The following is a 25,850-nucleotide window of genomic DNA, read 5'->3' on the forward strand; positions in this document are numbered from 1 at the left end:
TGAAGGATCATGTCGGGCGACGCGCGCGTCATCGTCGGAGTAAGCGGCTCACTGGACAGCCTGACCGCCCTGCACCGGGCGGCGGAGGAGGCCCGGGCCCGGCAGGCGCTGCTGGTGCCGGTGCTGGCCTGGACCCCGGTCGGCGGCGAGCGCAGCTACCGCGCCCGCCCGTGCCCGCCGCTGCTCCGTGCCTGGCAGGACGCCGCCGAGGCCCGGCTGGAGAGCGCGCTCGGGCAGGCCTTCGGCGGCCTGCCGATCGGCCTGGCCGTGCAGCCGCTGGTGATGCGCGGCGAGGCCGGCCCGGTGCTGACCGAGCTGGCCGACCGGCCCGGTGACCTGCTGGTGGTCGGCGCCGGCCGGCCCGACTCCGTGCGCGGCCGGCTCCGCCGCCTGGTGCGCGGCTCGGTCGCCCGGCACTGCCTCGGCCACGCCCGCTGCGGCGTGCTCGTCGTGCCGCCGTCCGACCTGCACGAGGACCTGCGGGCGCTGCACCGCGGCGAGGTCGACCTGCGGGAGCTGATCGCAGCCTGACGGTCCGTCAGGATCCGTGCACCGTCCGGCCGCCGAGCACCGTCCGGGTGGGCCGCAGCTCGCGCAGGCCGTCCACCGGGCAGCTCGTCGGGTCGGCGGCCCACAGCGTCAGGTCGGCCAGGGCGCCGGGGCGCAGGCTGCCGCGCAGGGCGCTCTCGTCGGTGAGCCGGGCGGCCTCGACGGTGTGCAGGGCGATCGCCTCGGCGCGGGTGATGGCGTGCTCGGGGCCGAGGATCCCGGCCGTGGTGCGGCGGGTGGTCATGCCCCAGACCGAGAGCATCGCGCCGTAGGGGCCGATCGGGAAGTCCGAGCCGGCCGAGAGCCGGCCGCCCTCGTCGAGCCACTCGCGCAGCGGGAAGAGCGCGGCGGTGCGGGCCTCGCCCCAGGCGAGCCGCTGGGTGAGCGCGCCGTCGTGCAGCAGCGGGTGCTGCACGGTGACGGGGATGCCGAGCGCGATCGCCCGGGCCCGCTGGTCGGCGCGGGCGAGGCCGCCGTGCTCGACGACCAGGGTGCCGGGCGGCAGTTCGGGCCGGTGCTTCAGCACCTGCTCGAAGACGTCCAGCAGGACGCGCAGCCCGCGGTCGCCCCAGGCGTGCACGCCGACCCGCCGGCCGCGCGCGACCACCCGGTCGACCGCCGCGACCAGTTCCGCCGGCTCCCACAGCAGCCGGCCGTGGAAGCAGGGCCGGCCCTCGTAGGGCTCCTCGACGGCGCCCGCCTCGAAACCGCCGTCGATGCCGAACTTGACGCCCCACAGGCGGAGTCGATCGTCGTCCCGGCCGGCGGCCGTCCACTCGTCCATCCGGTCCAGCAGTGCGTCGACCTGCTCGGGGGTGCGGGCGGCGAAGCCGGAGACCAGGGCCCGGACGCGGACGGCGAGCGCGCCCTCGGCGCGGGCCGCGTGCAGCACGTCCAGGTCCTCGACCGGGACGAGGCAGTCGCGGACGGTGCCGATCCCGGTGGCGGCGAAGGCGGCGGAGGCGGCCCGCAGGCCGTCGATCCGCTCGGCGAGGGTGGGGGGCGGCAGCACCCGGTCGACCAGCTCGGTGGCCCGGTTGATCAGCCGGCCGGTGCGCCGGCCGTGCGCGTCCCGCTCGATCACCCCGCCGGGCGGCGCCTCGGTCGCGTCGGTGATCCCGGCCAGGCGCAGCGCGGCCGAGTTGAGCACCATGTTGTAGGCGCCGCGGCGCACCAGCACCGGGTGGTCGGTGGTGGCGGTGTCCAACTCCTCGGTGGTGGGCAGGCGTTGCTCGGCGAGCTGCACCTCCTGCCAGTTGACGGTGGTGGTGATCCACCGCCCGGCGGGGGTGCGGGCGGCGCGCTCGCGGATCAGCCGGAGGAAGGCGGCCAGGTCGCGGGCCTCGTGGACGGGGACGCCGTGGACACTGTGGCCGGCCATCACCAGGTGGGCGTGGGTGTCGTCGAAGGCGGGCAGCACGGTGGCGCCGGGGGCGTCGACCACCTCGGTCGCGGGCCCGACGAGGGCGTCCAGGCCGTCCGGGGCGGCGGCGAGGGCGGTGATCTGGCCGCCGGTGACGGCGATCGCCCGCCGCGGCGGCTCGCCGGGGACGAGGGTGTGCACGGCGGCGGCGCGGATCAGCAGGTCGGCGTGGCCGGGCCGGCCGGTGCGGTCGGCCTGCTCGGCCCGCTCGGCCCGCTCGGCCCGCTGGTTCGGGTCGGCCTGGTCGGTCATGACGGCTCCTGGGGGAGGTGGGACAGCCCGGTGACCTTCTCGACGTACCGCAGGCTGGGCTCGGCGAGCAGTCCGTGCAGCTCGGTGAAGAGGGTGCGCGCGGGGCCGGCGTTCCAGTCCGCGGGCAGCAGCGGCTCGGGCAGCCCCGGGTCCAGGTACGGCAGTCGGCGCCACTGGGTGAGCATCGGCAGATAGTCGCGGAACGCCTCGGCCGGGTCCGGCCGGCTCCGCGGGTCCAGCCGGCGAAGGACCGGCCGCCAGGCGTCCGAGAAGGCCGCGTACTGCTCCTCGATCGCCGGGAGGTCCCACCAACTCGCCACCGCCGTACGGAGGTCGGCGAAGCCGGCGTACTCGGCGGAGAGGAAGAGGTGGACGTAGCCGTCCAGGCCGAGCCGGGTCAGCAGCCGGCGGGCGTCCGGCAGCAGCCGGGCGGGCGCCAGCCAGACGCCGGGCGCGGCGTTGCCGAAGCCGAGCCAGCTGAGCCGGGAGCGCAGCTGGTGGCGGTGGGCGCGCTCCGACTCGGGCACCGAGAAGACGGCGACCACCCAGCCGTCCGCGAGGTCGGCCGGCTCCAGGCTGTGGAAGATCCGCCGGTCGCCCTCCTGGAACACCGGCTCCATCGCGGCGGCGAGCCGGTAGCCGGTGACGTCGTGGCGCTCCTGGAGCAGGGTGCCGGCCTTCTTCAGCCGGGAGATCGCCGAGCGGACGGCCGGGCCGTCGACGTCGAGTTCGGCCATCAGCGCGATCAGGTCGGCGATCGATATCCAGCCGCCGAGGCGGCGGACGAACTCACCGTAGACGGTGTGGATCAGGGCGCTGGGGCCGGTGGCGCCGTCCGGCATGTGCGGGCCCTCCTCCCTGGAAGTCGGTGGCGATCATAGCGGCGGTGGCGGTGTCAGGCGTAGGCCCCGGAGAGCAGCTGTCCGGCGCCGGGGGCGAAGGCCGGCAGGCCGAGGGCGCGCAGCAGCTGGTGGGTGGTGCAGATCGCGGCGGAGACGACCGGCTTGCCGAGCTGCCGCTCCGCCTCCTCGACGGCGGACAGCGAGGGCATCTGCACGCAGGCGGAGAGCACCACGGCGTCGGCGTCCCGGTGGGCCAGGCCGCGCGCGATTCCGGGCAGCGCGGCCGGGTCGTGGGCGGCGACGTCCAGGTTGTCGGCGATCTCCAGGGCCGCGTGGTCGACCACCTCGACGCCCTCGGCGGCCAGGTAGTCGACCACGGTGCGGGCCAGCGAGCGCAGGTACGGGGTGACCAGCACGACCTTCCGGGCGCCGAGCGTGTGCAGCCCGGTGACCAGGGCGCCGGCGCTGGTGACCACGGGCGCGGGCGCGCCGTTATCGACCGTGCGGCGGTGCAGCCGCTGTTCGGCCTCGCGGTGGTAGCCGGGGCCGGTGGCCATCACCGCGACCAGGCAGGCGTAGCCGATCACGTCGACCCGGGCGTCGGCGAGTTCGGCGGCGCAGCGGTCCGACTCGCCGTCCATGGCGCGCAGTTGTTCGGGGGTGACCCTGGTCATCCGCATCCGGCTGGAGTGGAAGGTGAACCGCTCGGGGGCGACGGCCTCGCGGGCCCGCAGCAGGGCGGGGACCTCGGTCTCCATGGTGACGTTGGAGCTGGGGACGATCTGGCCGATCCGGTAGCTGGTCATCGGGTCCGGCTCCTCTCAGCGGGCGTCGACCACGGGGTTGGCGAGGGTGCCGATCCGTTCGATAGTGGCCTCGACCAGGTCGCCGGGCTGCAGGAACTGCGGCGGGACCATGCCGGCGCCGACGCCGGAGGGGGAGCCGGTGGCGATCACGTCGCCCGGTTCCAGGGTCATGCCGGAGGAGATGTCGGCGATCAGCCGGGCGATGCCGAACAGCATGTACCGGGTGTTGGAGTCCTGCCGCAGTTCGCCGTTGACCCGCAGCGAGAGGTCGAGGTCCTGCGGGTCGGGGATCTCGTCGGCGGTGGCCACGACCGGGCCGAACGGTGCGTAGCTGTCCTGGCCCTTGGAGAAGAACCACTGCCCGGAGCGGCGCTGGTCGCGGGCGCTGACGTCGTTGACGATGCTGTAGCCGAACACGTGCCGCCAGGCGTCCTGTTCGGCCACCCGGTGGGCGGGTTCGCCGATGACCACGGCGAGTTCGCACTCCCAGTCGAGCTGCTTGGTCAGGTCGGCGTTGTGCAGGATCGGCTGGCCGGGGCCGGTGACGGCGGTGGCGGGCTTGCCGAACAGGACGGGGCGGTCCGGGAGTTCGCGCTCGGTGTCCAGGCTGCGGTGCGATTCGGCCACGTGCTCCACGTAGTTGAGGCCGACGCCGACGATCTTTCCGGGGCGCAGCGGGGCGCACAGGGTGACCTCGGCGAGCGGGCGGGTGGCCGGCGCGTCGGCGAGCAGGCGGCGGGCGACGGCCAGGGCGGGTTCGCCGGCCCGGATCAACCCGAGCAGGTCGCCGGGGAGTTCGGCGCCGGCGGCGCGGGCGAGGGCGGTCAGGTCGGCGATCCGCTCGGCGCCGATCCGGGCGCCCAGGTGCGGGGTGTCGTCGCCGTCCGCGCGGTAGGTCAGCAGGTGCATCGCTGCGGTACTCCTGTCAGGAAGGGGTGGTGGGCTGGTGCCCGTCGTGGGCCGGGTGGGCCTCCTCGCGGTAGAGGCCGAGGGAGTGCATCACCGGGAAGTCGTTGAAGGAGAACAGGCAGGCGTCCTCGCCCTGGTCGAGGTTCGCGTGCTCGTGCCAGGCCCAGGACGGGACGACGAAGACGTCGCCCTGGCGCCACTCGAAGCGCTGCCCGGCGACCACCGAGACGCCGTGCCCCTTGGCGGCGGTGTAGACCACCGAGCCGGTGTGCCGGTGGGCGCGGGTGGCCTGGCCGGGCCGGAGCAGCTGCAGGTGGGCGGCCATGGTGGGCATCACCGAGCCGCCGGTGACCGGGTTGGTGTACTCCATGACCACGCCGTCGTAGGGCGATCCCCCGGTGGCGCGGGCGAGCCGGCGCAGCGCGTCGTAGCTGGGCTCCCAGGGCCAGCCGAGCAGCGGCGAGTACGGGCGGGTCCACTTCTCGACGCCGTACGGGAGCAGGTTGCCGCCGTAGCTGAGCAGGGAGGAGTTCGCCACCGGGCCGGGGCGCTGGTAGAGCTCGGGGTGGACTTCGTAGAAGTTGGCGTCGAGGGTGTTGACCAGCGGGATGTCCAGGCCGTCCTGCCAGATCACCGGCTCGTCGGCGCCCTCGTTGCCGTGCTCGTGCCAGGTGTTGTTGGGGGTGATGGCGAAGTCACGCGGGCCGACCTTCAGCTTCTGGCCGTCCACGATCGTCCAGGCGCCCGTGCCCTCGTGGACGAAGCGCAGGGCGGCGGCCTGGTGGCGGTGCGCGGTCATCGCCTCGCCGGGGCCCATGATCTGCAGGCCGGTGTACAACAGGCCCACAGCGGCGCTGAGTTCGCGGCGGCCGGGGTTGATCAGCATGACCACCCGGCGGCCCGCGTCGTCGGCCTTGACCAGGGGCAGGGCCTTGCGGACCAGCGGGCGCAGGTCGGCGTAGCGCCACAGCACGGGGACGGATTTCGGCTGCGGGTACCAGGGCTCGATCTCGTTCGCCACCGTCCACAGCGCGCCGGCCTGGTGCTCGGCCAACTCCTGGTAGTAGGCGAGCAGTTCGGCGCTCTCGGTGACCCTGGCCCGGCCGATCCGGTCGTCGTCGTAGGCCTCGGTGGATTCGCTGCCGGCGGTCATGCTTCCTCCTCGGGGCTGGTCATGCTTCCTCCTCGCGCAGGGTCAGCGGCCGCAGCGCACGGTCGTCCACGTGCAGCCGGAAGACGTCGAAGCGGTTGTAGTGGCCGACGATGTCGTGCATCTGCTTGGGCCGGATGCAGCGGCCGAGGTCGATCTCGGCGTAGACCACGCCCTCCTCGTCCACCAGCGGTTCGGTCACCGGTCGGCCGTCCGGGCCGAACACGCCGGACAGGGCGTTGCGCGGGCGGGTCAGCTGCTTGCGCACCTGCTGGTCCCCGTCCGCGATCAGGTCGGCCATCTCCGGGGAGATGGTGGAGCAGGAGACGACGGTGAACACCTTGCCCTCGAAGCAGTGCGCGGCGGCGCGCAGCGAGATCGCCTCGGCCATGTCGTAGTCCTCGGGGGCGACGGGCAGGGCGATGTAGCTGGCGGCGTGGACGAGTTCGCCCTGGGCCAGCAGGGTGAAGCGGGCCAGCGGGTTGGTGTTCTCGCCGCAGGCGAGGGCGCCGAGCGGGCCGACCGCCGTGCGGTGGACGCGCAGGGTGCTGCCGTCGCCCTGGGCCCAGGTCAGCTTCTCGGCCCAGGTCGGCACCAGCTTGCGGTGCGCGGCGAGCAGTTCGCCGTCGTCGCCGATGATCAGCAGGGTGTTGTGGAGCGTCCCGAGGCTGTGCGGGCCGCGCTCGTTGACGCCGATCACCACGACGGTGCCGGTCTGCCGGGCCGCGGCGCACAGGGTGTCGACGTACGGGCCGGGGACGTCCACGGCGGCGCGGTACAGGCGCTCGTACCAGGGCGAGCCCTGCACCGGGGTCATCGTCCAGTTCCAGTACGGGTAGCCGGCCACGAAGACCTCGGGGAAGACCACCAGGGACGCGCCGTTGCGGGCGGCCTCGTGGATCAGCGCGACGGCCTTGTCGACGGTGGCGGCCGGGTCGAGGTAGACGGGGGCGGTCTGGACGGCGGCGGCGGTGAAGCGGGGGAGGTCCAACACGGGTGTCTCCAGAGCCTCTAGGAGGAGGGCCGCCAGCGGCGGTGGACGGGTGGGGCGGGCTCGCGCAGCAGGTGCAGGCGCGGGGCGACCCGGTCGGCGCCCGGGCCGGGCGGCTTGCGGCCGCCCGCGCGCCAGGGCCCGGGCCAGTGGGCGCCCGGGCCGGTGTAGCCCTGGTCGCCGGCGGCGTGCAGGGTCCACAGCGGGTCGTACAGGTGGGCGCGGCCGACCGCGACCAGGTCGGCCCGGCCGGCCAGCAGCACCGAGTTGGCGTCGTCGTGGCCGGAGATCGCGCCGACCGCGACGGTCGGCAGGCCGGTGGCGGCGCGGACCAGCTCGGCGAACGGCGTCTGGTAGCCGCGCCCGTACGGCGGCCGCTGGTGCGCCACCACCTCGCCGGTGGAGACGTCCACGGCGTCCGCCCCGGCCTCGCCGAGCGCCCGGCAGATCGCCACCGCCTCGGCCTCGGTGGTGCCGCCGGGAGCCCAGTCGCAGGCCGAGATCCGCACCAGCAGGGGCCGCCCGGCGGGCCAGGCGGCGCGGACGGCGGTCAGCACCTCCAGGGGCAGCCGCAGCCGGTGGGCGAGCGGGCCGCCGTAGCGGTCGGTGCGGCGGTTGGTGAGCGGGGAGAGGAAGGAGGAGAGCAGGTGGCCGTGGCCGAACTGCAGCTCCAGCACGTCGAAGCCGGCCCGGGCGGCGCGCTCGGCAGCCGCGGCGAAGTCGGCGGTGACCGCGGCGAGTTGGATGTGGTTCGCGTCCTGGGGGAGCTGGCTCGACCGGTCCCACGGCAGCGCGGAGGCGGCCAGCAGCGGCCAGCCCTCGGCCTCGGGCAGCGGGTGGCCGATGCCGTCCGGGCCGGGGGTGGCGGTGGCGCCCCGGCGGCCGGCGTGGGTCAGCTGGATGCCGACCGGGGTGTCGCTCACCGCCCGTACCGCGCGCAGGAGTTCGTGCCAGGCGGCTTCCTGGTGGTCGCTCCACAGCCCCGGGCAGCGGTCGGTGGTGCGGCCCTCGGGGCTGACGGCGGTCATCCCGGCGAGGACCAGGCCGGGGCCGCCGAGCGCCAGGACGGTGAGCTGGGCCCGGTCGAAGGCGCTGGGCAGCGCGTCCGGGGAGGTGAAGGTGGCGAGCGGCGGGACGACGATCCGGTTGCGCAGCTCCAGCGCGGCCAGCTTCAGCGGCCGGAACATGGGCGGCACCCCGGGCGAGCCGCCGAAGGCGGTGTCCACGGCGTCCACGAAGCCCCGGTCGCGGGCCCGCAGGCCCTCGTAGGTGACCCGGCGGCTGCGGGTCAGCAGGTTGAACGCGAACTGGTCCGGGCCCTGCCCGGTGCGCCGCCCGATCGTCTCGAACCACTCCAGGCTCGCCTGCGCCGCCCGCTGGGTGGACTCCACCACCGGCCGTCGCTCGGCCTCGTAGGCGGCCAACGCCTCGTCCAGGACGGGCTGTTCGCTCAGGGCGGCGGCGAGTGCGAGGGCGTCCTCCAGGGCGAGCTTGGTGCCCGAGCCGATCGAGAAGTGCGCGGAGTGCGCGGCGTCGCCGAGCAGGACGACGTTGCGGTGGCGCCAGCGGGCGTTGCGGACGGTGGTGAAGCGGATCCAGCGGGACGCGTTGGGGATCAGCCGGCCGCCGTCCAGGTGCGGGGCGAGCAGCTCGGCGCAGCGGCGCACGCTCGCCAGGTCACTGTCACCGCGCCCCAACTCCCGGGCGGCGAGGGCCTCGAAGCCCGCGCGACGCCAGGCGTCCTCGGCCATCTCGACGATGAAGGTCGAGCGGGTGGCGCTGTACGGGTAGGCGTGCACCTGCAGCACGCCGAAGTCGAACTCCTCGACGATGAAGGTGAAGGCCTCGAAGACGTGGTCGGTGCCGAGCCAGATGTAGCGGCCGCTCCGCTCGTCGAGGTCGGGGCGGAAGGCGTCGGCGTACCCGGCCCTGGTCGGCGAGTGGATGCCGTCCGCGGCGACCACCAGGTCGTATTCGGCGGCGAGTTCGGCGAGCGGCGGGGCGGCGGTGCGGTAGCGCAGGTCGACCGCCAGTTCCTCGCAGCGGGCGCGCAGGACGGCGCGCAGCCGGTTGCGGCCCAGGGCGGCGAAGCCGTGCCCGCCGCTGGTGCGCACCTGCCCGGCGTAGCGGACGTCGATGTCGCTCCAGCGGGCGAACTCGGCGCTGATCGCGGCGAACACCCGCGGATCGGCCTGGGCGATGCCGTCCAGGGTCTCGTCGGAGAACACCACGCCGAAGCCGGACTCCGTCTCCGGGGCGTTGCGCTCGAACACGGTGATCCGGCGTTCCGGCGCCAACTGCTGGGCCAGGGCCGCGAAGTAGAGCCCGCCCGGGCCTGCGCCGATCACCGCGACCTTCGACGCCCCGGTCACGACAGCACCTCCGGCCGCTGCGGCCCGGCCCCGGTCAGCGCGCGGCGCACCGGCTCCGGCCACGGCTCGGCGCCCTTCGCGTGCGGCGCGGCGTGCACCACCGCCATCCGGCCCTCGGCGGCCGGTCCGTTCGGGCCGTGCACCGTGAAGGCGTAGTGCAGCGAGGAGCCGCCGACCCGGACCACCCGCAGGTTGGTGCGGACGACGTCGCCGAACCAGAGCCGCTCGCGGTAGTCGGCCTCGAAGTGCACCCGGGGGATGCGCCCGAACAGGTCCGCCAGGCCGAGCCGGCGCAGCAGCGCGGCCTCGGCGGCCTCGGCCCAGCGCTGGACGGCGGAGAAGTGGTAGTGCCCGGCGGCGTCGGTGTCCGACCACTCGACCCGGCGCTCGATGGCGATGCTCGCGGGCGCGGCGGCCGCCTCGCCGGAGCCGGCCGCCCGCCGGCGCAGCTCCGCGCGGCTCAGCTTGCCGGTCGCCGTGCGAGGCAGCGCGGTGACGAACTCGACGGCCCGCGGGTACTTGTAGGGCGCGATGCTCCGCTTCACGTGCTCCTGCAGCGCGTGGACGGCCTCCGCCCCGTCCGGCGCGCCCGCCCGCAGCACCACGTACGCCTTGACCACCGCGCCGCGCAGCTCGTCCGGCGCCGCGACCACCGCGCAGTCCGCGACGTCCGGGTGTGCGGCGAGCGCCTGCTCGACCTCGGGCCCGGCGATGTTGTAGCCGGCCGAGACGATCATGTCGTCGTTGCGGGCCCGGAACCAGAAGTACCCGTCGCCGTCGCGCACGTAGGTGTCGCCGGTGAGGTTCCAGCCGTCGCGGACGTAGCCGAGCTGCCGGTCGTCGGCGAGGTAGCGGCAGCCGGTCGGGCCCTTGACGGCGAGCAGGCCGGGGGTGCCGTCCGGCACCTCGCGCCCCTGCTCGTCCAGGACGGCCGCCCGGTAACCGGGCACCGGGCGGCCGGTCGCGCCGGGGCGGATGTCGTCGTCGGCGGCGGAGATGAAGACGTGCAGCATCTCGGTGGCGCCGATGCCGTCGATCAGCCGCTGCCCGGTGGCGGCGTGGAAGGCCTCCCAGACCGCGGCGGGCAGCGGCTCGCCGGCCGAGACGCAGCGCCGCACCCCGGCCAGGCGTCCGGCCTGCCCGGCGGCCAGGATCGCCCGGTAGGCGGTGGGGGCGGTGAACAGCACGCTCACCCCGTGGCGCTCGACCTGCTCGGCCAGCTGCTCGGGGGAGGCCTGCTCCAGCAGCAGGCCGGCGGCGCCGGCCCGCAGCGGGAAGACCAGCAGGCCGCCGAGGCCGAAGGTGAAGCCGAGCGGTGGGGTGCCGGCGAACAGGTCGTCGGGGGTGGGGCGGAGCAGGTGGCGGGAGAAGGTGTCGGCGATCGCGAGCACGTCGCGGTGGAAGTGCAGGGTGGCCTTGGGGCGGCCGGTGGTGCCGGAGGTGAAGGCGATCAGCGCGACGTCGTCGGCGGCGGTCGGTACGGCGGCGAAGCCGGCGGGCTTGGCGGCGCTGCGGGCGGCGAGGCCGTCCGGGCCCGGGCCGCCGTAGGGCAGGACGCGCAGCCCGGGCGTCGCGGCCCGGTGCAGCTCGTCCAGGAAGCGGTGGTCGCACAGGGCGAGGACGGGCCGGGCGATGGCGTGCAGCTCGGTGAGCTCGGGGGCGCGCAGCAGCGGCACGGTGGTGACGGCCACTGCGCCGGCCTTCAGGACGGCGAGCCAACAGGCGGCGAGGAAGGGGGTGTTGGGGCCGCGCAGCAGGACCCGGTTGCCGGGGACGAGCCCTTCGTCCTCGGTGAGCAGGCGGGCTATCCGGTCGGTGTGCTCGCGCAGCTCGCCGTAGCTCCACCGGTCGGTGGGGGTGAGCAGGCAGCGGCGGTCGGGGCCGAGGCGGTCGATGGTGTCGTCGAGCAGTGCGCGGGCGCAGTTGAGTTGCTTCGGGTAGGCCAACTCCGGTGTTTCGAAGAGGAGTTCTGGCCACTGGTCGGGGGGTGGGAGGTGGTCTCGGCAGAACGTGTCCAGGTGCGCGGAAGGGGTGAGCTCCATGGGCGGACACCTCATCGGGCGAGCGGCCTCAGCGTGCGAGAGGGGAGTGAGGCCAGTATGGCGCGCTGGTGACGGCAGTCAAGAGAGCGATACACGCATTCGGAGGAAACCGGCGCCACTCGGCGTCCACGGGGCGCGGGCGGCCCGTGGTCGTGGCTGCTGCCCGTGGTGCCGGGGGTCACCGGCATGCTCGCAGCCTCCCGCCCGCCCCGGCGGGCGTCCGTGGCCCGTCCGTGGGCCGTCAGTGGGTCGTCCGCGGGCCGTCCGGGTCACCGGCCCGGGCTCCCGGCCGTCAGGCCGTGGCGCCCGGCGCGGCGGCGTCCGGGGCGCGGCCGTCCAGGGCCTGCCGGGCGCGCTCCGCGAGCAGCCGGGCGAAGACCGTCAGCGCCGGGGCGGCGGCGGAGGCGCCCGGGCCGGAGTCGCGCACGTACAGCAGCGTGCCGCCCACCCGGACCAGCGCCTCCGCCCCCGCCGGGCCGTGCGTCCGGGCGGCGCTCTGGTCGCCGACCGGCGGCAGCGGTACGGCCGCCGCCGCGTCGGCGCCGCCGACGCGGTCGAGCGAGGTGGCGAAGGCCCGGCCGGCGGTCTCGGCGGAGTCGAAGGTCACCACGGTGAACTGCACGGTGTGGGCCGGGACGGCCCGGAACGTCACTGTGGCGTAGGCCAGTTGGCCGGAGCAGGCGCCGGCTGAACCGTCGGAGGAGCCGCCGCCGGAGGAGCCGCCGCCGGGGGAGCCGCCGCCGGGGGAGCCATCGGGGGAGCCATCGGGGGAGGGGAGCAGGCACGGCACGTCGTCCCCGCTGCTGGTGCCCGCGTGCGGCCCGCTCTCCACCTGCCAGCCGCCCGGCGGCAGCGCGCCGACGTCCGGGAGGACGCCGCGGGCCTCGGCCGGCTCGCGCAACGTCCGCCCGCCGTTCGCGATGTGCGGGCCGTCCGGTTTCAGCAGCGGGCGCGAGCCCAGGCGCACGCCGACCGCCACCAGCGAGGCGACCAGCACCAGGGCCAGCGCCGTCACGATCGCCACGTTGCCACGCCGGGCCGCGAGCGCCCGGGAGCCGGCCGCCGCCGGGTCCAGCCGCAGGTGCACGGTCGGTGGATCGGCCGGGCGGCCCAGCTCGGTGGACCGCAGGTACTGCGCGAACGCCTCGTCGGTGGCCAGCAGTTCGGTGACGGCGGCGGTCAGCCCGGCCCGCGCCCGCTCGTCCCCGGGGCTCGCCGCGACGGCGTCCACCGCCCGTGCGCCCTCCGGCGTCGCCCGCAGCCGCGCCCGCACCACCTCCGCCACCGCCCGGCCAGGCCCCCCGGTCACCCCCTGCGCCAGCCGCACCAGCGCCGCGACCACCCCGGGCACCAGCTCCGGCTCCCGCCCGTCCCCCATGGCAACTCCCCCCGCCGCACGAGCCGTCACCACCCACGATCCCGGACGCCGCCACCGTTCGTGCGCGGGCCGGACGGAACGGAAACCCAACTGCAACCGGCTCCGGACGGCGGCGGTGCGGCTGTGGCCACTGGGGCGGGGCGGGGCGGGGTGGTCGCGGGCGGGGCCGGCCCGGGGCGCCGGAGGCAGCCGCGGTCAGGTCGGGTCAGTCACCGGACAGGTGGGCCTGGACGTTGCCGTCCGACCGCTCGACAAGGGGCAGCGGACGGGCCCTCAGGGCTGGGGCTGGACGGGGACGCGCAGGAGGAAGCGGGCGCCGCCCCGGGCGCTGCGGTCGACGGCGAGCGAGCCGCCGTGGGCGTGGGCCACCCAGGCGGCGATGGACAGGCCGAGGCCGCTCGATCCGGCGCCGCTGCGGAAGCGTTCGAACAGGGACTTCGCCTGCTCGGGCGGGATGCCGGGCCCCGCGTCGTCGACGGCGACGGTGCCGTCCGCGCCGACGACGACCTCGACGTCGGCCGGCTCGCCGGGGACGTGACCGTGGGCGAGGGCGTTGCCGAGCAGGTTGGCGACGGCGCGGCGCAGCAGTCCGGCGTCGGCGAGGACGACCACCGGCTCGGCCCGGACGGTCACCCGGTGTCCCTCGGCCGGGGTGTCGGCGACGACGGCCTCGACGAGCTGGTCGAGCCGCAGCGGCTCCCGGTCCAGCGGGACGGCTCCGGCCATCAGCCGGGCGCGGGTGAGCAGGTCGTCGACCAGCTCGCTCATCCGGGTCGACTGGCGCAGCGTGCGCCGCATGATCTCCGTGGTCTCGGCCTCGCCGCGCAGGCCGGTCTCAGCGAGCAGCCGCAGTGAGGCGACCGGGGTGCGCAGGTCGTGGGCGGCGTCCGCGAAGAAGGCCTCCTGCTGGTCGAGCGCGGCCAGCGCGGGCCGCACCGCGCGCCCGGCGAGCCAGCGGCCGGCCAGGGCCGAGACCGCGACCAGGACGGCGCAGGCGGCGGCGAGGAGCAGTTCCAGGCGCTCGTGGTCGGCGAGGTTCGAGGTGACGTCGACGGCGGTGACGACCACGCCGTCGGAGTTCTCGGTGGCCGAGGTGGAGAAGGGCTGGGCGGACAGCCGCAGCCGGTGGCCGTTCGGTGCGGTGACGGTGGCCCGGCTGAGGTCGCCCTCCCGGAGCGCCTCGTCGGCGACCGCCTGCATGGCCGCCGTGGGGACGACGAGGCACGGCCGGTGCGGGGCGGCCAGGGGGGTCACCTGTTCCCCGTTGCCGGAGAACAGCGTCACCGGGGGGCAGTCGTAGCCGCCTTCCCTCGGGTCCGGGTATTCGAGCGCCCCCTGCTCGTCGTAGTGCAGGTCGGCGACGAACTCGCTGGTCCGGAGCTTGAGGTCGGCGTCGACCTGCGAGCGCCAGGAGGTGTCGTCCGCGCGCACCGCGATGACCGTCATGCCGACCAGTCCGAGGCCGCTGACGAGGGCGAAGAGCAGGGCGATCCGTCGCCGCAGCCGGCGGATCCGGGCCGCCGGGGTGGGCGGTGCCGTCCGGCGGGGCCGGCGGAGCCACGCCACCGGGCGCGGACGTCTCACGCCTCCGACTCCAGCCGGTAGCCGACCCCGCGCACGGTGTGGATCAGCGGCGGGTCGCCGAGCTTGCGGCGCAGCTGGGAGACCAGGACCTCGACGACGTTGGAGTTGGGCTCGGTCAGCTCGTCCCAGCAGCGCTCGATGAGGTCGGTGCGGCGCACCGCCTCGCCGGGCCGGGTGGCGAGGGTCTCCAGGACGGCGAACTCCTTGGTGGTGAGGGACAGCAGCACGCCGTCGCGGCGCACCGTGCGGCGGGCGGTGTCGAGTTCCAGGCCGCCGCAGCGGACCACGGGCGGCCGGGTGACGGCGGTGCGGCGGCACAGGTTCCGTACCCGGGCGACGAGTTCGGGGACGGCGAAGGGCTTGACCAGGTAGTCGTCACCGCCGGTCGCGAAGCCCTCGACCCGGTCGGCGACGGTGTCGCGGGCGGTGAGGAAGAGCACCGGCACCGTCCGGCCGTCCGTCCGCATGCGGTGCACGTAGTCCGCGGAGTCGCCGGAGGGCAGCATCCGGTCGAACACGACGCAGTCGTAGGCGGTGACGTACAGCGCTTCGTCGGCGGCCGGCAGGTCCCCGGCCTCGTCGACGGCCAGGCCGCTGCCGCGCAGGGCGGCGGCCACGGCGAACCGCAGGTCCTCGTCGTCCTCGACCACCAGTACTCGCATGGCGGTCAGGATAGCCGTGACCTGGGCGGGAACCGTCCGGCGGTGTCCTCGGAGCAGGGGCACGGCACGGGTCCTTCCCCGGGGCGGAGACCGGCGCCAGGGACGCCCGGAACGTCGACGCGGCGCCCCCACCGCGGGGGATTCCGGGGGGCGCCGTCGTCGACCTCGCCGAGGATGCCGGGCGCAACCTGAGGATTCGATGAGGCCCGGCCGGCCGGCCGCGGCCGCTCACCGGCAGTGTTGCGTCAGCAGCCTCCGGTGCCCCAGGTCCCCGATGTGCTGGCAGACGGCCTTGAGCGGTCTCGTCCCGGCGGTGGCCACCACCGCGGTCGCGGCCGCTCCGGCCAGGAGCATCGCCAGCACCGCCACCACGACGAGGACCACCGGCAGGACCGGCGGCGGAGCACTCCGCACCGCTGCCGCGACCCTCGCACCGTTCTGCTCGCTCCCGAGCGACCGTTTCGCCATGCCCCGAGACTCCCGGAGCGGCCCTGAGGATTTCGTGAGCCCGAGCCGGCAGGCACCCGGCGGGTGGTGCGGCCGTGGGCGGGCCGGGCGGTGCCGTCCGGCCGGGCGAGGCCGCGGGGGCCTCAGGCCGGCCGGAGCAGCGAGGCCATGAGGTCGGGCGGCAGGGCGGGGTTGGCGGCGGCGTGTGCGCGGGTCGGGTGCGGGGCGGCGAGGCAGGCGGTGAGGGCGGTGCGGCCCGCGCGGGGGTGCTGGGCGATGGCGCGCAGGGCCTTGGCGGCGGGCGGCTCGGCGGTGGCGATCCGGTCGAGCAGGGCGGTGGGGGCGTCGGGGTTGCGGGCGATCGCGTGGGCGACCCGGGTGCCGAACCGGTCGTACAGGTCGGTGAGTTGAGCGGGTGAGAGGCCGGGGTGCGGGGCGATGGACTTCGCCACGGCGGCGTCCGGGTCCTCGGCGAGCCGGTCGCGGACGGCGGCGGGCAGGTCGCGGTGCTCGGCGGCGAGCATCCGGACCCGGGGCTCGGGGGAGGCGGCGAGGGCGGCGAGTTCGTCGGGGGTGGCGGCGGCGACGCGGTCGAGCAGGGTGGCGCCGGTCCGGACGGTGACGGCGAGTTCGGCGAGCAGGTCGAGCGGGATGCGCGGGTTGCGGGTGAGGCGCCGCAGGACGTCCGCGGCCCGGTCGGTGGCGAGGCTGCGCAGCACCGTCTCGTCGACGGCCGGGTTCTCGGCCAACTCGGCGCGCACCCAGGCCGATTCGTCCTCGGCGAGCCGCTGATAGGTCTCGCTGGGCAGCCGCGGGTGGGCGGCGAGCTGCTGCCGCGGCGGCGCGTCGGGTTCGGCGAGGAGGCGGGCGGCGGCCGGGCCGGGGGTGGCGGGGTTGCCGGCCGCGAGGGAGCGGACCTCGGGTTCCCGGTCGGCGGTGAGGGCGGCCAGCAGGTCGGGCGGGGTGGCCTCGTTGGCCGCGACGCCCCGGCGCACCTCGAAGGCCGGGTGCCCGGCCAGGGCGCGCAGCAGGTCCGGCCGCCCGGTGAAGTGGGCGAGTTCGGCGGCCACCTCCGGGTCCTTGTCGGCGGCGAGGAGTTCGGCCGCCCCGTCCGGCAGTCCGGGGCAGCCGGCCAGCCCGATGCGGGTGTCCCGGTCCGGGTGGCGGGCGAGCGGCAACGCCCACTCCGGTCGGCCCCGGCCCTGGTCGAGCAGGGCGATCGCGAGGTCGGGCCGGTCGAGCGGGTCGTCGACCGGGACGCCGAGCCCGGCCAGCAGGTAGGGGGAGTCCTCGTGCAGGGCGGCCAGCGCCCGGGCCTGCGCGGGGGTCAGGTCGGCGCGGTGCGCCAGCGCCCAGGCCAGGTCCTCGTCCGCGGGCGCGGCGTCGACCAGGCGCTGGAGCAGCTCGGGCGGCAGGGCGGGGTTCTCGGCGAGGGCGGGCAGCAGCGAGGGCATCCCGCCATCCTGCCCGCCCCGGCCAGCCCGCCGCCCGTGGTTTTCCCGGGCGCTCGGGGTCGGAAGGACGCCTTGACCTGCTCGTCGACGCGGCCGACGGACTCCTGCTGGAAGCGCTGGCCGTCGCCGCGGCGGACGGCTGGTCGGCGAACTGCGCGTACTTGCCGCGGAGTTGCCGGTAGCGGCGGTCGAGGACGTCGAGCCGGTGGACGTTCGCGGCGCGGTCCCCGTCGGCGCTGCGGCGTACCGAGTCGAGCACCGGCCCGACCCGCAGCCGGTGCCGCTCGTCGAGCAGGGTGCCGCCGAGCGCAGGAGGTCCGGTCCGGCGGCGCCGGACCGGGCGATCACCCGGCGGAGGAAAGCCCGCTGCGCGTACCCGGCCTCCTCGGCGACGTCCGCGATGGCGGCGGCGCAGGGCCGGTTGGTGGGCAGGACGAGACAGACTCTCTGCATACGGAACGTTTCTCCGTCGGGTCGTCAGAACCGTTGTGGGCGAAGTGACATGGGAGTGCTTCCGGGGGTGCGCGGCCGACCGCCGGTCCACCGTGGACTAGACCATTTCCGATGTCAACGATTGACAGGACGGCCCCGGCGAGGTGGAATCCGCGCCGCCGACCCCCGTCAGGGCCAGCCGCCGACCTCCGGCGGGCCGCCCTCGCCGACCCGCGCAGGGCCGCCGTCGACTCGCACGGGCGGGCGAGCCGCCCCCGCCGATCCGAACGGCCGTACGATCTCCGGGGGTTCACTGCCGAACATTGCCCGGAACCCGGTGTTCCGGGTCAATCCGGACGGCGGACCTGCCGATACCGCTGATGACGTTCTTACGCCGTTCGGAGGAGGAGAGCGCATGCCCGAGCTGTGGCTGCCCGGTGCCGAGATCCGCGACCTCGGCGACCACGCGCCGACCGACCAGCAGTACCCGCCGAAGGCCATCGCCCACATCACCTGGGACCGCAACGCGAGCGCCGACGCACCGCAGGACTGGTGCACCTACGAGGACCTGGTCGGCTACTTCACCGGCAGCGGCGCCGGCGACGCCCCCCACCTCATCTGGGACCCGTTCAGCGGCCGGACCGCCCAGCTGTTCCCGGCCGACTCCCGTTCGAAGAGCCTGCTCAGCCCGGCCCAGAGCCCGACCCGCACCAACCGGGCCGGCCAGGTGGTGATCCAGATCGAGGCGGTGTTCTTCCCGTACTGCCGCTACCAGGGCGCCGTCTACCCGCGGCTGGTGGACACCCCGTGCGCGGGCTGGGACCGCATCCACGCCTGGATCGCCTCCTGGGGCGTGCCGGACACCTGGCCGATGGGCCGGCCCGTCGACTTCACCCCGCACCGCGACGAACGGGTCTGGGAGACCTGCGGCGGCTGGTTCGCGCACGCCCACGTGCCGTACAACGACCACGTCGACCCGGGATCCTGGCCGGGCTTCGCGGTCGGCCCCGGCTCGCCGGGCACCCCGCCCCCGCAGGACCCGGGCCCGGCCCGCTACGAGACGAGCATCAACGGACTGCCGTACGGCTACGGCGCCCACGGCTACCAGGTGACGGTGGTCGGCCGCGCCCTGGTGCAGGAAGGGTTCGGCACCCACTACCAGTCCGGCCCGGGGCCGGACTGGACGGACGCCGACACCGAGAACTACGCGGACTACCAGCGCAGCCTCGGCTACACCGGCCAGGCCGCGGACGGCGTCCCGGGGGAGGCTTCGCTGCTCCGGCTGCTCGGCTACCTGCCCGGGCAGCGCACCGTCTCGGTGGCACACGTGGCCGCCGCCGCCCGCCAGGACCCACCCGCCGAGCAGGGGCACCGCACCTACGGCGCCGAGGTGGCGATCGTCGAGCAGGCGCTCGCCGACGAGGGGCTGCTCGAACAGCGCTGGGTGGACGGCTCGTTCGGCAGCCTGACGGTGGCCGCCTACGCGGCCTGGCAGCGGCGCTGCGGGTACAGCGGCGACGCGGCGGACGGCATCCCGGGTTGGGACTCGCTCCAGCGGCTGGGGGCGGCGCAGGGGTTCGACGTGACGTCCTGAAGCCGGGGGAGGGGAGGGCTCGCGTCGGGGCAGGGCCGGCGGCGGGAGGGGGCGCGGCGCGGGGAATGCCGTCGCCGGGGGCGGGCGTTGTGGACGGGCGTGACCAGCGCGACCCCGACCCCCGGCCCGGCCCCGTCCCCTGCGCCGCCCTCGGCTCCTTCGCCGCCCTCGGTCCCTGCGCCGTCCCCGGCGATCAGGCTCTCCGTGCTCGACCGGTCCCGGACGAGACGCGGCGAGGAGCCGGCCGAGGCGCTGCGCGCGACGGTCGCCCTGGCCCGCGAGGCGGAGCGGCTCGGCTACCACCGCTTCTGGGTCTCCGAGCACCACGGCGTGCCCGGCGTGGCCGGTTCGGCGCCCACCGTGCTGGCCGCGGCGGTCGCCTCGGCCACCACCCGGATCCGGGTCGGCACCGGCGGCGTGATGCTGCCCAACCACCGGCCGATGGTGGTGGCCGAGCAGTTCGGCGTGCTGGCCGCGCTGTTCCCGGGCCGGATCGACATGGGGCTGGGCCACTCGGTCGGCTTCACCGACGGCGTGCGGCGGGCGCTCGGCCGGGAGAAGGACGCCGCGGACGACTACGCCGCCCAACTGGCCGAGCTGCTCGGCTGGTTCGACGGCACCCAGCAGGCGCATCCGGGCGTGCACGCCCGCCCGGCGGAGGGCCTGCGGGTGCCGGCCTTCGTGCTGGCCACCGGCGAGGGCGCGGACCTCGCCGCCGCGGCGGGGCTGCCGCTGGTGATCGCGGCCGCGCACGGCGAGGAGCGGATGCTCGCGGCGATCGACCGCTACCGCGCCCGGTTCCGGCCCTCCGCGCAGGCCGCCGGGCCGTACGTGGTGGTCTCCGGCACGGTGGCGGTCGCCGGGACGGCCGAGCGGGCCCGGGACCTGCTCGTGCCGGAGGCGTGGTCGGGCGCCTACTCCCGCACCCACGGCGAGTTCCCGCCGCTGGAGCCGGTGGCCGAGATCCGGGCCCGGACGATGAGCGCGAGGGAGCGGGCCGCGTTCGAGCGGTCGTTGAAGGGTCACATCGCGGGCACCCCCGAGCAGGTGGCCGCCGCGCTCGCCGCCCTGGTGGCGCGAAGCGGCGCGGACGAGTTCCTGGTGACCACGAGCAGCTACGACCGGGCGGCGCTGCTCGACTCCTACCGGCTGTTGGCGGAGGCGGTCGGGATTTCTGACCTCGTGTGATGACCTGCTAATGTTCATGACGTCGAGAGGAAACGTTCTCTCGAACAGGCGTCAGCGGTGCTACCAGAGCACGTCCTACTTTCAGTAGGAAGAGTCCGTGCGACCCGGGCCTGGCGCTCCACCCGAAGGGGCTCGTTCCGTCCAGCGGAACGGGCCCCTTCGTCGTTCCCGCCCGCGCCGAGCGCGTCCTCTTATCGCATTTTCGGCCGCGAAACCCGCCATCAGGGCCGGGTATCAGCCAAGGTCCCCCACCAGGTGACCGGTCGGCGTCGAGCCGTTCCACTCCGTGACGACGGGCGGGCCAGCGGTTTTGCCCCGGCGGCAGGCCTGACGGATCGTCATACCTTGGCCGGAACTCGACGGCGATGGTGTGAATATGCCACTGGAATGTTCGTCATACGGAAACCGGCAGTAGCCTTCCGTGTCGAACCCGCCACTGCTGGTGGCGATCCGGCCGGAGCCGCGCTGCGCCCCGGCCGCCCAGACCCCGCGAAGGAGCCGGTGTGCCGGGTATCGACGAATGCCTCTCCGGGGCCATGACGATCGCCGGTGCGCGCGCCGCGAGCCTGGTCGACTGGGGGAGCGGACTCGCCCTCGGCAGCCTCGGCGACAGCCCGACCGGCGAGTACGAGACCGCCGCCGCCGAGGCAACCGACCTGGTACGAGCGGCCGTTGAGAGCCAGACCTTCACCGCGTCGGAGGAGCGGCGAGCCCCGCTGGAGGACATCATCGTCACCGCGGGCCGAAGCTACCACCTGATCCGCTTCATCGACACCGTCTTCGACAGCCGGCTCGTGCTGCACCTCTGGCTCGACCGCGACGAGGGCAACCTCGCCGTCGCCCGCTTCCGCCTCCGGGCGCTCGCCGAGGACCTGGTGCTCGGGTGAGCGCCGTGCCCGCCGGGGCCGAGGTCGAGGCCGGAACCCCGGTCGCGACCGCGGCGACCGTCCGTTTTCGGCCGCCGGCCCCCGGACGGAGGTCCGCATGACCGCCGCTCCGGCCCCGCCCGTCGAGGACGCCCGCACCACCGACGCCGACCCCGTGAGCGCCAGCCCCGTGACCACCGACCCGGTCGGCGCCGGCCCCGTGACCACCGACCCGGTCGGCGCCGGCCCCGCGGACGCGGCAGTGGAGGACGTCCCGCCCACCCCGCGCACCCCGGGCGAGGCGCTCGACGTGCTCGCCGTCCGCCACGCCACCGGCGCCCTGCACGGCCCGCTCGGCAGTCTGTACCTCGTCGACGGCCAGGTCGTCGCCGCCGACTCCGGCCGCGCCCCCGGCCTGGTCGACCTGCTCACCGGCTGCGGCCGGACCACCCCCGAGGGCTGGGCCGAGCTGCTCCGGGAGCACGGCCCGCACGGCCGGGTCGGCGAGGCGCTGGTGGAGGACCGGCTGCTCACCCGGGGCGAGCTCGAACTCGGCCACCTGGGCACGCTGTTCGACGCCGCCTTCTTCGTCCTGGCCGACCCCGCCGGCGGCACCTGGCGGTACGAGGCCGACGCCCGGCACTGGCTCGGCCCCGTCGCGGCGGTCGAACCGGACCGGCTGCGCCGCGAGGTCGAGCGCCGGCGCCGCCTGCTGGACGGGATCTGGCCCTGGCCGCAGCTCGACACCGAGCCCGTCCGCCCGGCCGCGCACAGCCGGCTGCCCGCGCACCGCGCGTCCGGCCGCCGGCGCCGCGAACTGCTGGACCACGCGGACGGCCGAAGAACCCCGGCGGACCTGGCCCGGCTGCTCGGCCGCTCCGGCTTCGGGGTGACGGCCGACGTCCGCCGCCTGGCCGCCGCCGGACTGCTCGACGTGCCACGGCACGCGGCGCCGGGCGTCCCGGCGGGAGCCGACCCCGCGCGGCCCGGCCCTGAGCCGCCCCGGGAGGCGCCTGCTCCCGGCGGCCTGCACCGCAGGATCCCCGGCGCGACCCTGCGCGGCCCCGCGCTCCGGACCGGCACCCGCCCGGCCGCCGGTCCCGCCGCCCCGGCCGCCGCCCCCGCCACGCCCGCACCGGCGAGCCCGCCGGGCCCCGCCGCCAGCCCCACGCGCACCGACCACCCGCCCGCCACGGTCGCGGCCCACCCGCCGCTGGCCGTCCCCGACCCGGACATCGCGCTGCTGACCCGGGTCCGAGACCTTCTGGAGGCCCGACTTTGACCCACTCCCCGCCCGCGACCCCGCCGCCCCGGCCATGAGGCGGGCGCTGAAGCAGCGTGTCGGAAGGAGACAACTGATCGCCTTGGAGACCGAGCTGCTCGCCGAACTGCACGTGGTCAAGCGCCGCATCCCGCACCTCGCGGGCGGCCTGGTCGCCAGCGTCGACGGCCTGCTCGTCGCCCACGACACGCACGGCACCGAGCCCTCCGGGCTGGCCGCGATGACGGCGGCCTCGCTCTCGCTGGCCCAGCGGCTCGCCGACACCACCGGCCAGGGCGAGTTCCGCGAGTCGCTGGTGCGCGGCGAGCACGGCTACGTCGCCACCTACGCGGCCGGCGGCAGCTGCGTACTGACCCTGCTGGCGCATCCGGACGTCAACGTCGGCCGGCTGCACCTGGAGGCCCGCCGCAGCGCGCAGCGGATCGCCGGGCTGCTCGGCGAGGCCCTGCAGCCGGGCACCGCCGCCCCGAGCTGACCACCACCCCCGACCGAAGCACTTCCACCCACCCATTCACCGAACACCTCACCAACGAACGGGAGTCACCGACATGACCGACGCAGCCGGCGCGCTCAAGCAGGCCATGACCAGCATCGAGGGCGCCATCGGCGCGGCCCTGGTGGACTACAACAGCGGCATGGCGCTCGCCACCCTGGACGGCCCCGGCGGGCTCGACCTCAACGTGGCCTCGGCGGGCAACACCGACGTGGTGCGCGCCAAGATGCGCACCATGGACATGCTCGGCCTGCAGGACGGGATCGAGGACATGCTGATCACCCTCACCGGCCAGTACCACCTGATCCGCCCGCTCGCCGGCCGCGGCGGCAAGGGCCTGTTCCTCTACCTGGCGCTGGACCGCTCGCGCGCCAACCTGGCGATGGCCCGCCACCAGCTGACCCGGATCGAGGCGGACCTGGAGGTCTGACCCCTCGCCCGGTACCGACCGGACGGCCCGGCGGCGGCCTCGGCCCCGCCGGGCCTCAGCCCGTGCCCGCCCAGGCGACCTCGCCGCCCGGCAGTCCCGCGCACACCGCGCCGCCCCCGGCGCTCAGCACGCTCCACGGCGCGAGCCGCGCGTCCGGCGGCACGGACAGCACCCCGCCGCCGGCGAAGCCCAGCTCCAGCCCGCCCGCGAGGGTGATCCGGGCGGACTCGACCGTCCGGCCGACCAGCGCCGCGAGCGCGGGGGTCGGCCGGAACGTCAGCGTGGGGAAGACGTGCTCGACCGTCGCCGGCGCGGCGAAGGAGGGCGTCGCGAACCGGAAGTCCTGCACCACCCGGACGGTCACCCGCCCGGTGAGCCCGAGCTCCAGGCGGGTGCCGCCGCCGACCGACTCCACCCGCCGCCCGGCGAGCAGCCGCGCGATCCCGTTCCGCATGCCCCCAGTCTGTCCCCCACCCCCGCCGGGCCGCCCGTCAGCCGCCGGCCCGCCCGTCGGCCGGCCGCCCCCGCACCAGCTCGGCCGGGCCGCCCGCCCGCCGCCGCGCCGCCAGCGCGGCGTCCGTGCGGTCCCAGGAGGGCCCGGTCAGCAGGGCCCGCGCCTGCGCCGGGTCGCACAGCCGCCACTCCACCAGCTCCTCCTCCTGCAGGGTGATCGCGTCCAGCAGCTCCGGCGTCACCCGCCCGCCGTCGTACAGGTAGACCAGGACGGCGGTGTCCCGGCCGGTCGCCGGGTCGGCCTGCGGATCGGCCGCCGTCCCCGGCTGCCAGTCCAGGGCCAGCAGCCGCCCCGGCTCGACCTCCAGGCCCAGTTCCTCGCGGATCTCCCGCCGGGCCGCCGCCCGGGGCGTCTCCCGGTCCGCCTCGACGCCGCCGCCCGGCAGCGTCCAGTGCGGCACCGCCCCGCGCGGCCCCTCCCACGGGCGCAGCCGCACCAGCAGCACCCGCCCGGCGTCGTCGGTGAACACCGCCCGCGCCTTCGCCCGGATCCGCGGCCGGGTGGCGTAGTACGTCGCCCGGTCCAGCGGCGGCTCCGGCGCGGGCCGGTCGGCCGCCGTCCCCAGGCCGGGCGCGGCGGCCAGCCCGACGTACTCGGGCGCCGGCCCGCCCAGCTCCGGCAGGCCGGCGGTGTGCCCGGTCGGCCGGCTCCCCTCCAGCTCCAGCGGCCCGGCCGCGCGCGGCGCCCGCAGGCAGGCCAGCACCCGCCGGGACAGCAGCGGCGGCAGCGCCCGGCCCGCGTCCTCGGTGCCCAGCCAGGCCCAGCCGCCGACCTCCGCCGCGTCCGGCCGGAACGCCGCCACCTGGTCGTCCGTCAGCGGATCGGCCCAGTACAGGTACGCCACGATCGGCGGCCGGCCCTCCTTCACCGCCCAGTCCACGCACGCGAGTTGCCGCAGCGTCGGGGTGAAGCCCAACTCCTCGGCGATCTCCCGCGCGGCCGTCTCCCGCGGCGACCGGTCCTGCGGCTCCCAGCCGCCGCCCGGGATCGCCACCGGATGCTTCCGGTCGTACGGCAGCTGCACCACCAGCACCCGCCCGTGGGCGTCCGGGAACAGCACTCCCGCCGCCGCCAACAGCCCCCGCCCACCCGCGTCCACATCCGTCGCCGCCACCCCGACCCCTTCCACGCCGACCACCCCGTTCACCCCCTGATCCTCCCCCACGCCGCCCGGGGTCACCCCCGCCGCGCCCTCAACCCCGGCGGCCGCGTGCCGGTCCTGGACGCCGTCGTCCCAGACGACAACGCCCCGCACCAGTCCAAGGCGCTCGACCTGATGATGACGGGCTCGCTGACCGGCCGGGAGCGCAGCGCGGCCGACTTCGCCACCCTGCTCGATGCCGCCGGGCTCCGGCTCTCCCGGATCACCCCGACCGGCACCGTCCTCTCGGTGGTCGAAACCGTCGCGGCCTGAGGCCCGGGCCGGGGCCGGGCTCAGCCGTACGTCACCATCACCGTGGAGCCCTTGGGGGTCGTGGTGCCGGGCGGCGGATCCTGACTGCGGATGCGCAGGTTGGTGTCCGGGTCGGGGGAGAGCGGATCCTTGACCAGCTTCAGGGTGGTGGTGCTCAGGACGCGCATGGCGTCGTCGGCGTCGCGGCCGATCAGGCCGGGGACGCTCTCGACACCCACCGAGGTGGTGAGCAGGGCGTGGGCCTGGTCGGTGGACTTGGAGGAGAAGAAGAAGGCGGTGGCCGCGCCGACCGCCGCGCCCAGGGCACCGATCAGGCTGCTGCGGACGGTGGTGTCGTTGACGGCGAAGGCGAGCACGACGGAGATCAGCAGCCCGGCGATCAGGGCGAGCGCGATCCAGCTGCGGGCCACGCTGTCACCGCCCGGCACGCCGGCCGGACCCGTCGACTCCTTCGCGGACTTCGCGGACCTCGCACCGGAGTTGAACCAGAGGATCAGGCCGATCACGAGGATCACCACGCCGATCACGATCAGCGCGGTGAGGGTCGCCCCCCAGCTGAGGACGGACGGACTCGCGGGCCCGGTCGAGGGCGACGAGGGAGATGACGGGGAAGGCGTGTCCAGGAGCACGTTGGTCTCCGGGGGCGGTCGTGACGAAGCGGCAGGAGGCCCGGCCGCACGGTCGGCGTCGAGGTGGGACCGGACGGACGACGGCCGGCCACGGCGCTGCTCACTGCTGCCTTCCCTCCATTCGAGCACGGGGGACGGGCGGCGGCC

General features: G+C 75.9%; 24 protein-coding genes and 3 pseudogenes. 8 read left to right on the forward strand and 19 right to left on the reverse strand.

Going from position 1 to position 25,850, the window contains the following annotated elements; genetic code table 11:
* Nucleotides 1–9: 9 nt before the first annotated feature.
* Nucleotides 10–531 (forward strand): universal stress protein, encoded by a 522-nt coding sequence (locus ACPC54_RS27835; RefSeq protein WP_498968637.1) that lies wholly within the window; start codon nucleotides 10–12, stop codon nucleotides 529–531.
* Nucleotides 532–538: 7 nt separating this feature from the next.
* Here ACPC54_RS27835 and ACPC54_RS27840 read toward each other — a convergent pair whose 3' ends face one another.
* From ACPC54_RS27840 to ACPC54_RS27915, 16 genes and pseudogenes are all read right to left on the reverse strand, one after another.
* Nucleotides 539–2,224, reverse strand: a complete 1,686-nt coding sequence (locus ACPC54_RS27840) for an amidohydrolase (protein WP_498968638.1) — start codon at nucleotides 2,222–2,224, stop codon at nucleotides 539–541.
* Nucleotides 2,221–3,066, reverse strand: a complete 846-nt coding sequence (locus ACPC54_RS27845) for a PaaX family transcriptional regulator (protein WP_498968639.1) — start codon at nucleotides 3,064–3,066, stop codon at nucleotides 2,221–2,223. The genes ACPC54_RS27840 and ACPC54_RS27845 overlap by 4 nt, the downstream gene beginning before the upstream one ends.
* A gap of 53 nt (nucleotides 3,067–3,119) precedes the next feature.
* Nucleotides 3,120–3,872, reverse strand: a complete 753-nt coding sequence (locus tag ACPC54_RS27850; protein ID WP_498968641.1) for a maleate cis-trans isomerase family protein — start codon at nucleotides 3,870–3,872, stop codon at nucleotides 3,120–3,122.
* Nucleotides 3,873–3,887: 15 nt separating this feature from the next.
* Nucleotides 3,888–4,781 carry a fumarylacetoacetate hydrolase family protein gene (locus tag ACPC54_RS27855; protein ID WP_498968643.1) on the reverse strand — a complete coding sequence of 298 codons (894 nt, stop codon included), beginning with the start codon at nucleotides 4,779–4,781 and terminating at the stop codon, nucleotides 3,888–3,890.
* A 16-nt stretch (nucleotides 4,782–4,797) separates the two neighbouring features.
* Complete coding sequence (locus ACPC54_RS27860) at nucleotides 4,798–5,934, reverse strand: cupin domain-containing protein (RefSeq protein ID WP_498968644.1); 1,137 nt, start codon at nucleotides 5,932–5,934, stop codon at nucleotides 4,798–4,800.
* 19 nt (nucleotides 5,935–5,953) lie between these two features.
* Entirely contained in the window at nucleotides 5,954–6,925 is a 972-nt protein-coding gene (locus ACPC54_RS27865) for a carbon-nitrogen hydrolase family protein (RefSeq protein WP_498968645.1), read from the reverse strand.
* 17 nt (nucleotides 6,926–6,942) lie between these two features.
* Nucleotides 6,943–9,294 (reverse strand): oxidoreductase, encoded by a 2,352-nt coding sequence (locus ACPC54_RS27870; RefSeq protein WP_498968647.1) that lies wholly within the window; start codon nucleotides 9,292–9,294, stop codon nucleotides 6,943–6,945.
* On the reverse strand, nucleotides 9,291–9,743 hold the full coding sequence (locus tag ACPC54_RS27875; RefSeq protein WP_498968701.1) for an acyl-CoA thioesterase: 453 nt from the start codon (nucleotides 9,741–9,743) through the stop codon (nucleotides 9,291–9,293). The genes ACPC54_RS27870 and ACPC54_RS27875 overlap by 4 nt, the downstream gene beginning before the upstream one ends.
* Nucleotides 9,723–11,336 (reverse strand): annotated as a pseudogene (locus tag ACPC54_RS27880) (AMP-binding protein); the annotation flags it as partial. The gene ACPC54_RS27875 and the pseudogene ACPC54_RS27880, both read right to left, overlap by 21 nt.
* Before the next feature lie 292 nt (nucleotides 11,337–11,628).
* Nucleotides 11,629–12,714 carry a hypothetical protein gene (locus tag ACPC54_RS27885; RefSeq protein ID WP_498968648.1) on the reverse strand — a complete coding sequence of 362 codons (1,086 nt, stop codon included), beginning with the start codon at nucleotides 12,712–12,714 and terminating at the stop codon, nucleotides 11,629–11,631.
* 273 nt (nucleotides 12,715–12,987) lie between these two features.
* Complete coding sequence (locus tag ACPC54_RS27890; protein WP_498968650.1) at nucleotides 12,988–14,298, reverse strand: sensor histidine kinase; 1,311 nt, start codon at nucleotides 14,296–14,298, stop codon at nucleotides 12,988–12,990.
* Nucleotides 14,295–14,960, reverse strand: coding sequence for a response regulator transcription factor (locus ACPC54_RS27895; RefSeq protein ID WP_498968651.1), 666 nt, complete (start codon nucleotides 14,958–14,960; stop codon nucleotides 14,295–14,297). Before ACPC54_RS27895 ends, ACPC54_RS27890 begins: the two co-directional genes overlap by 4 nt.
* A gap of 228 nt (nucleotides 14,961–15,188) precedes the next feature.
* A complete protein-coding gene (locus ACPC54_RS27900; protein WP_498968703.1) occupies nucleotides 15,189–15,428 on the reverse strand; it encodes a hypothetical protein in 240 nt (79 codons plus the stop codon).
* A 122-nt stretch (nucleotides 15,429–15,550) separates the two neighbouring features.
* Entirely contained in the window at nucleotides 15,551–16,861 is a 1,311-nt protein-coding gene (locus ACPC54_RS27905; RefSeq protein ID WP_498968704.1) for a hypothetical protein, read from the reverse strand.
* A gap of 151 nt (nucleotides 16,862–17,012) precedes the next feature.
* Nucleotides 17,013–17,156, reverse strand: a pseudogene (locus tag ACPC54_RS27910) (DUF6271 family protein); the annotation flags it as partial.
* 74 nt (nucleotides 17,157–17,230) lie between these two features.
* Nucleotides 17,231–17,314 (reverse strand): annotated as a pseudogene (locus ACPC54_RS27915) (DUF6271 family protein); the annotation flags it as partial.
* Nucleotides 17,315–17,708: 394 nt separating this feature from the next.
* Between ACPC54_RS27915 and ACPC54_RS27920 the strand changes: the two are divergent.
* The 6 genes from ACPC54_RS27920 to ACPC54_RS27945 all read left to right on the forward strand — a co-directional run bounded on the left by ACPC54_RS27920 (nucleotide 17,709) and on the right by ACPC54_RS27945 (nucleotide 23,146).
* Nucleotides 17,709–18,887 carry a peptidoglycan-binding protein gene (locus ACPC54_RS27920; protein ID WP_498968653.1) on the forward strand — a complete coding sequence of 393 codons (1,179 nt, stop codon included), beginning with the start codon at nucleotides 17,709–17,711 and terminating at the stop codon, nucleotides 18,885–18,887.
* A 204-nt stretch (nucleotides 18,888–19,091) separates the two neighbouring features.
* Nucleotides 19,092–20,075, forward strand: coding sequence for an MsnO8 family LLM class oxidoreductase (locus ACPC54_RS27925; RefSeq protein WP_498968654.1), 984 nt, complete (start codon nucleotides 19,092–19,094; stop codon nucleotides 20,073–20,075).
* Between the two features lie 503 nt (nucleotides 20,076–20,578).
* On the forward strand, nucleotides 20,579–20,962 hold the full coding sequence (locus ACPC54_RS27930; protein ID WP_498968656.1) for a hypothetical protein: 384 nt from the start codon (nucleotides 20,579–20,581) through the stop codon (nucleotides 20,960–20,962).
* A 97-nt stretch (nucleotides 20,963–21,059) separates the two neighbouring features.
* On the forward strand, nucleotides 21,060–22,223 hold the full coding sequence (locus tag ACPC54_RS27935) for a hypothetical protein (RefSeq protein ID WP_498968657.1): 1,164 nt from the start codon (nucleotides 21,060–21,062) through the stop codon (nucleotides 22,221–22,223).
* Between the two features lie 82 nt (nucleotides 22,224–22,305).
* On the forward strand, nucleotides 22,306–22,698 hold the full coding sequence (locus ACPC54_RS27940) for a roadblock/LC7 domain-containing protein (protein WP_498968658.1): 393 nt from the start codon (nucleotides 22,306–22,308) through the stop codon (nucleotides 22,696–22,698).
* Between the two features lie 73 nt (nucleotides 22,699–22,771).
* The gene (locus ACPC54_RS27945; protein ID WP_498968659.1) at nucleotides 22,772–23,146 is read left to right on the forward strand and encodes a hypothetical protein; all 375 of its coding nucleotides are present in this window, start codon (nucleotides 22,772–22,774) and stop codon (nucleotides 23,144–23,146) included.
* Nucleotides 23,147–23,201: 55 nt separating this feature from the next.
* Here ACPC54_RS27945 and ACPC54_RS27950 read toward each other — a convergent pair whose 3' ends face one another.
* Nucleotides 23,202–23,600 carry a DUF6188 family protein gene (locus ACPC54_RS27950; RefSeq protein WP_498968661.1) on the reverse strand — a complete coding sequence of 133 codons (399 nt, stop codon included), beginning with the start codon at nucleotides 23,598–23,600 and terminating at the stop codon, nucleotides 23,202–23,204.
* A 37-nt stretch (nucleotides 23,601–23,637) separates the two neighbouring features.
* Nucleotides 23,638–24,807, reverse strand: a complete 1,170-nt coding sequence (locus tag ACPC54_RS27955) for an NUDIX hydrolase (RefSeq protein ID WP_498968662.1) — start codon at nucleotides 24,805–24,807, stop codon at nucleotides 23,638–23,640.
* On the opposite strand from ACPC54_RS27955, the gene ACPC54_RS27960 reads away from it, so the two are divergent.
* Nucleotides 24,700–25,074 (forward strand): methyltransferase, encoded by a 375-nt coding sequence (locus ACPC54_RS27960; RefSeq protein ID WP_498968663.1) that lies wholly within the window; start codon nucleotides 24,700–24,702, stop codon nucleotides 25,072–25,074. The genes ACPC54_RS27955 and ACPC54_RS27960 overlap by 108 nt on opposite strands.
* Nucleotides 25,075–25,094: 20 nt before the next feature.
* Here ACPC54_RS27960 and ACPC54_RS27965 read toward each other — a convergent pair whose 3' ends face one another.
* Entirely contained in the window at nucleotides 25,095–25,703 is a 609-nt protein-coding gene (locus ACPC54_RS27965) for a PASTA domain-containing protein (RefSeq protein ID WP_498968664.1), read from the reverse strand.
* Nucleotides 25,704–25,850: the final 147 nt, after the last annotated feature.

The sequence above is a fragment of the Kitasatospora sp. NPDC094028 genome (assembly GCF_049543595.1).
Lineage (GTDB): Bacteria > Actinomycetota > Actinomycetes > Streptomycetales > Streptomycetaceae > Kitasatospora.

Excerpts from the sequence above, each read along its gene's own strand:
- ACPC54_RS27835 (WP_498968637.1), top strand. The coding sequence starts at position 10 with ATGTCGGGCGACGCGCGCGTCATCGTCGGAGTAAGCGGCTCACTGGAC.
- ACPC54_RS27840 (WP_498968638.1), bottom strand. The coding sequence starts at position 2,224 with ATGACCGACCAGGCCGACCCGAACCAGCGGGCCGAGCGGGCCGAGCGG.
- ACPC54_RS27845 (WP_498968639.1), bottom strand. The coding sequence starts at position 3,066 with ATGCCGGACGGCGCCACCGGCCCCAGCGCCCTGATCCACACCGTCTAC.
- ACPC54_RS27850 (WP_498968641.1), bottom strand. The coding sequence starts at position 3,872 with ATGACCAGCTACCGGATCGGCCAGATCGTCCCCAGCTCCAACGTCACC.
- ACPC54_RS27855 (WP_498968643.1), bottom strand. The coding sequence starts at position 4,781 with ATGCACCTGCTGACCTACCGCGCGGACGGCGACGACACCCCGCACCTG.
- ACPC54_RS27860 (WP_498968644.1), bottom strand. The coding sequence starts at position 5,934 with ATGACCGCCGGCAGCGAATCCACCGAGGCCTACGACGACGACCGGATC.
- ACPC54_RS27885 (WP_498968648.1), bottom strand. The coding sequence starts at position 12,714 with ATGGGGGACGGGCGGGAGCCGGAGCTGGTGCCCGGGGTGGTCGCGGCG.
- ACPC54_RS27895 (WP_498968651.1), bottom strand. The coding sequence starts at position 14,960 with ATGCGAGTACTGGTGGTCGAGGACGACGAGGACCTGCGGTTCGCCGTG.
- ACPC54_RS27900 (WP_498968703.1), bottom strand. The coding sequence starts at position 15,428 with ATGGCGAAACGGTCGCTCGGGAGCGAGCAGAACGGTGCGAGGGTCGCG.
- ACPC54_RS27905 (WP_498968704.1), bottom strand. The coding sequence starts at position 16,861 with ATGCCCTCGCTGCTGCCCGCCCTCGCCGAGAACCCCGCCCTGCCGCCC.
- ACPC54_RS27920 (WP_498968653.1), top strand. The coding sequence starts at position 17,709 with ATGCCCGAGCTGTGGCTGCCCGGTGCCGAGATCCGCGACCTCGGCGAC.
- ACPC54_RS27935 (WP_498968657.1), top strand. The coding sequence starts at position 21,060 with ATGACCGCCGCTCCGGCCCCGCCCGTCGAGGACGCCCGCACCACCGAC.
- ACPC54_RS27945 (WP_498968659.1), top strand. The coding sequence starts at position 22,772 with ATGACCGACGCAGCCGGCGCGCTCAAGCAGGCCATGACCAGCATCGAG.
- ACPC54_RS27950 (WP_498968661.1), bottom strand. The coding sequence starts at position 23,600 with ATGCGGAACGGGATCGCGCGGCTGCTCGCCGGGCGGCGGGTGGAGTCG.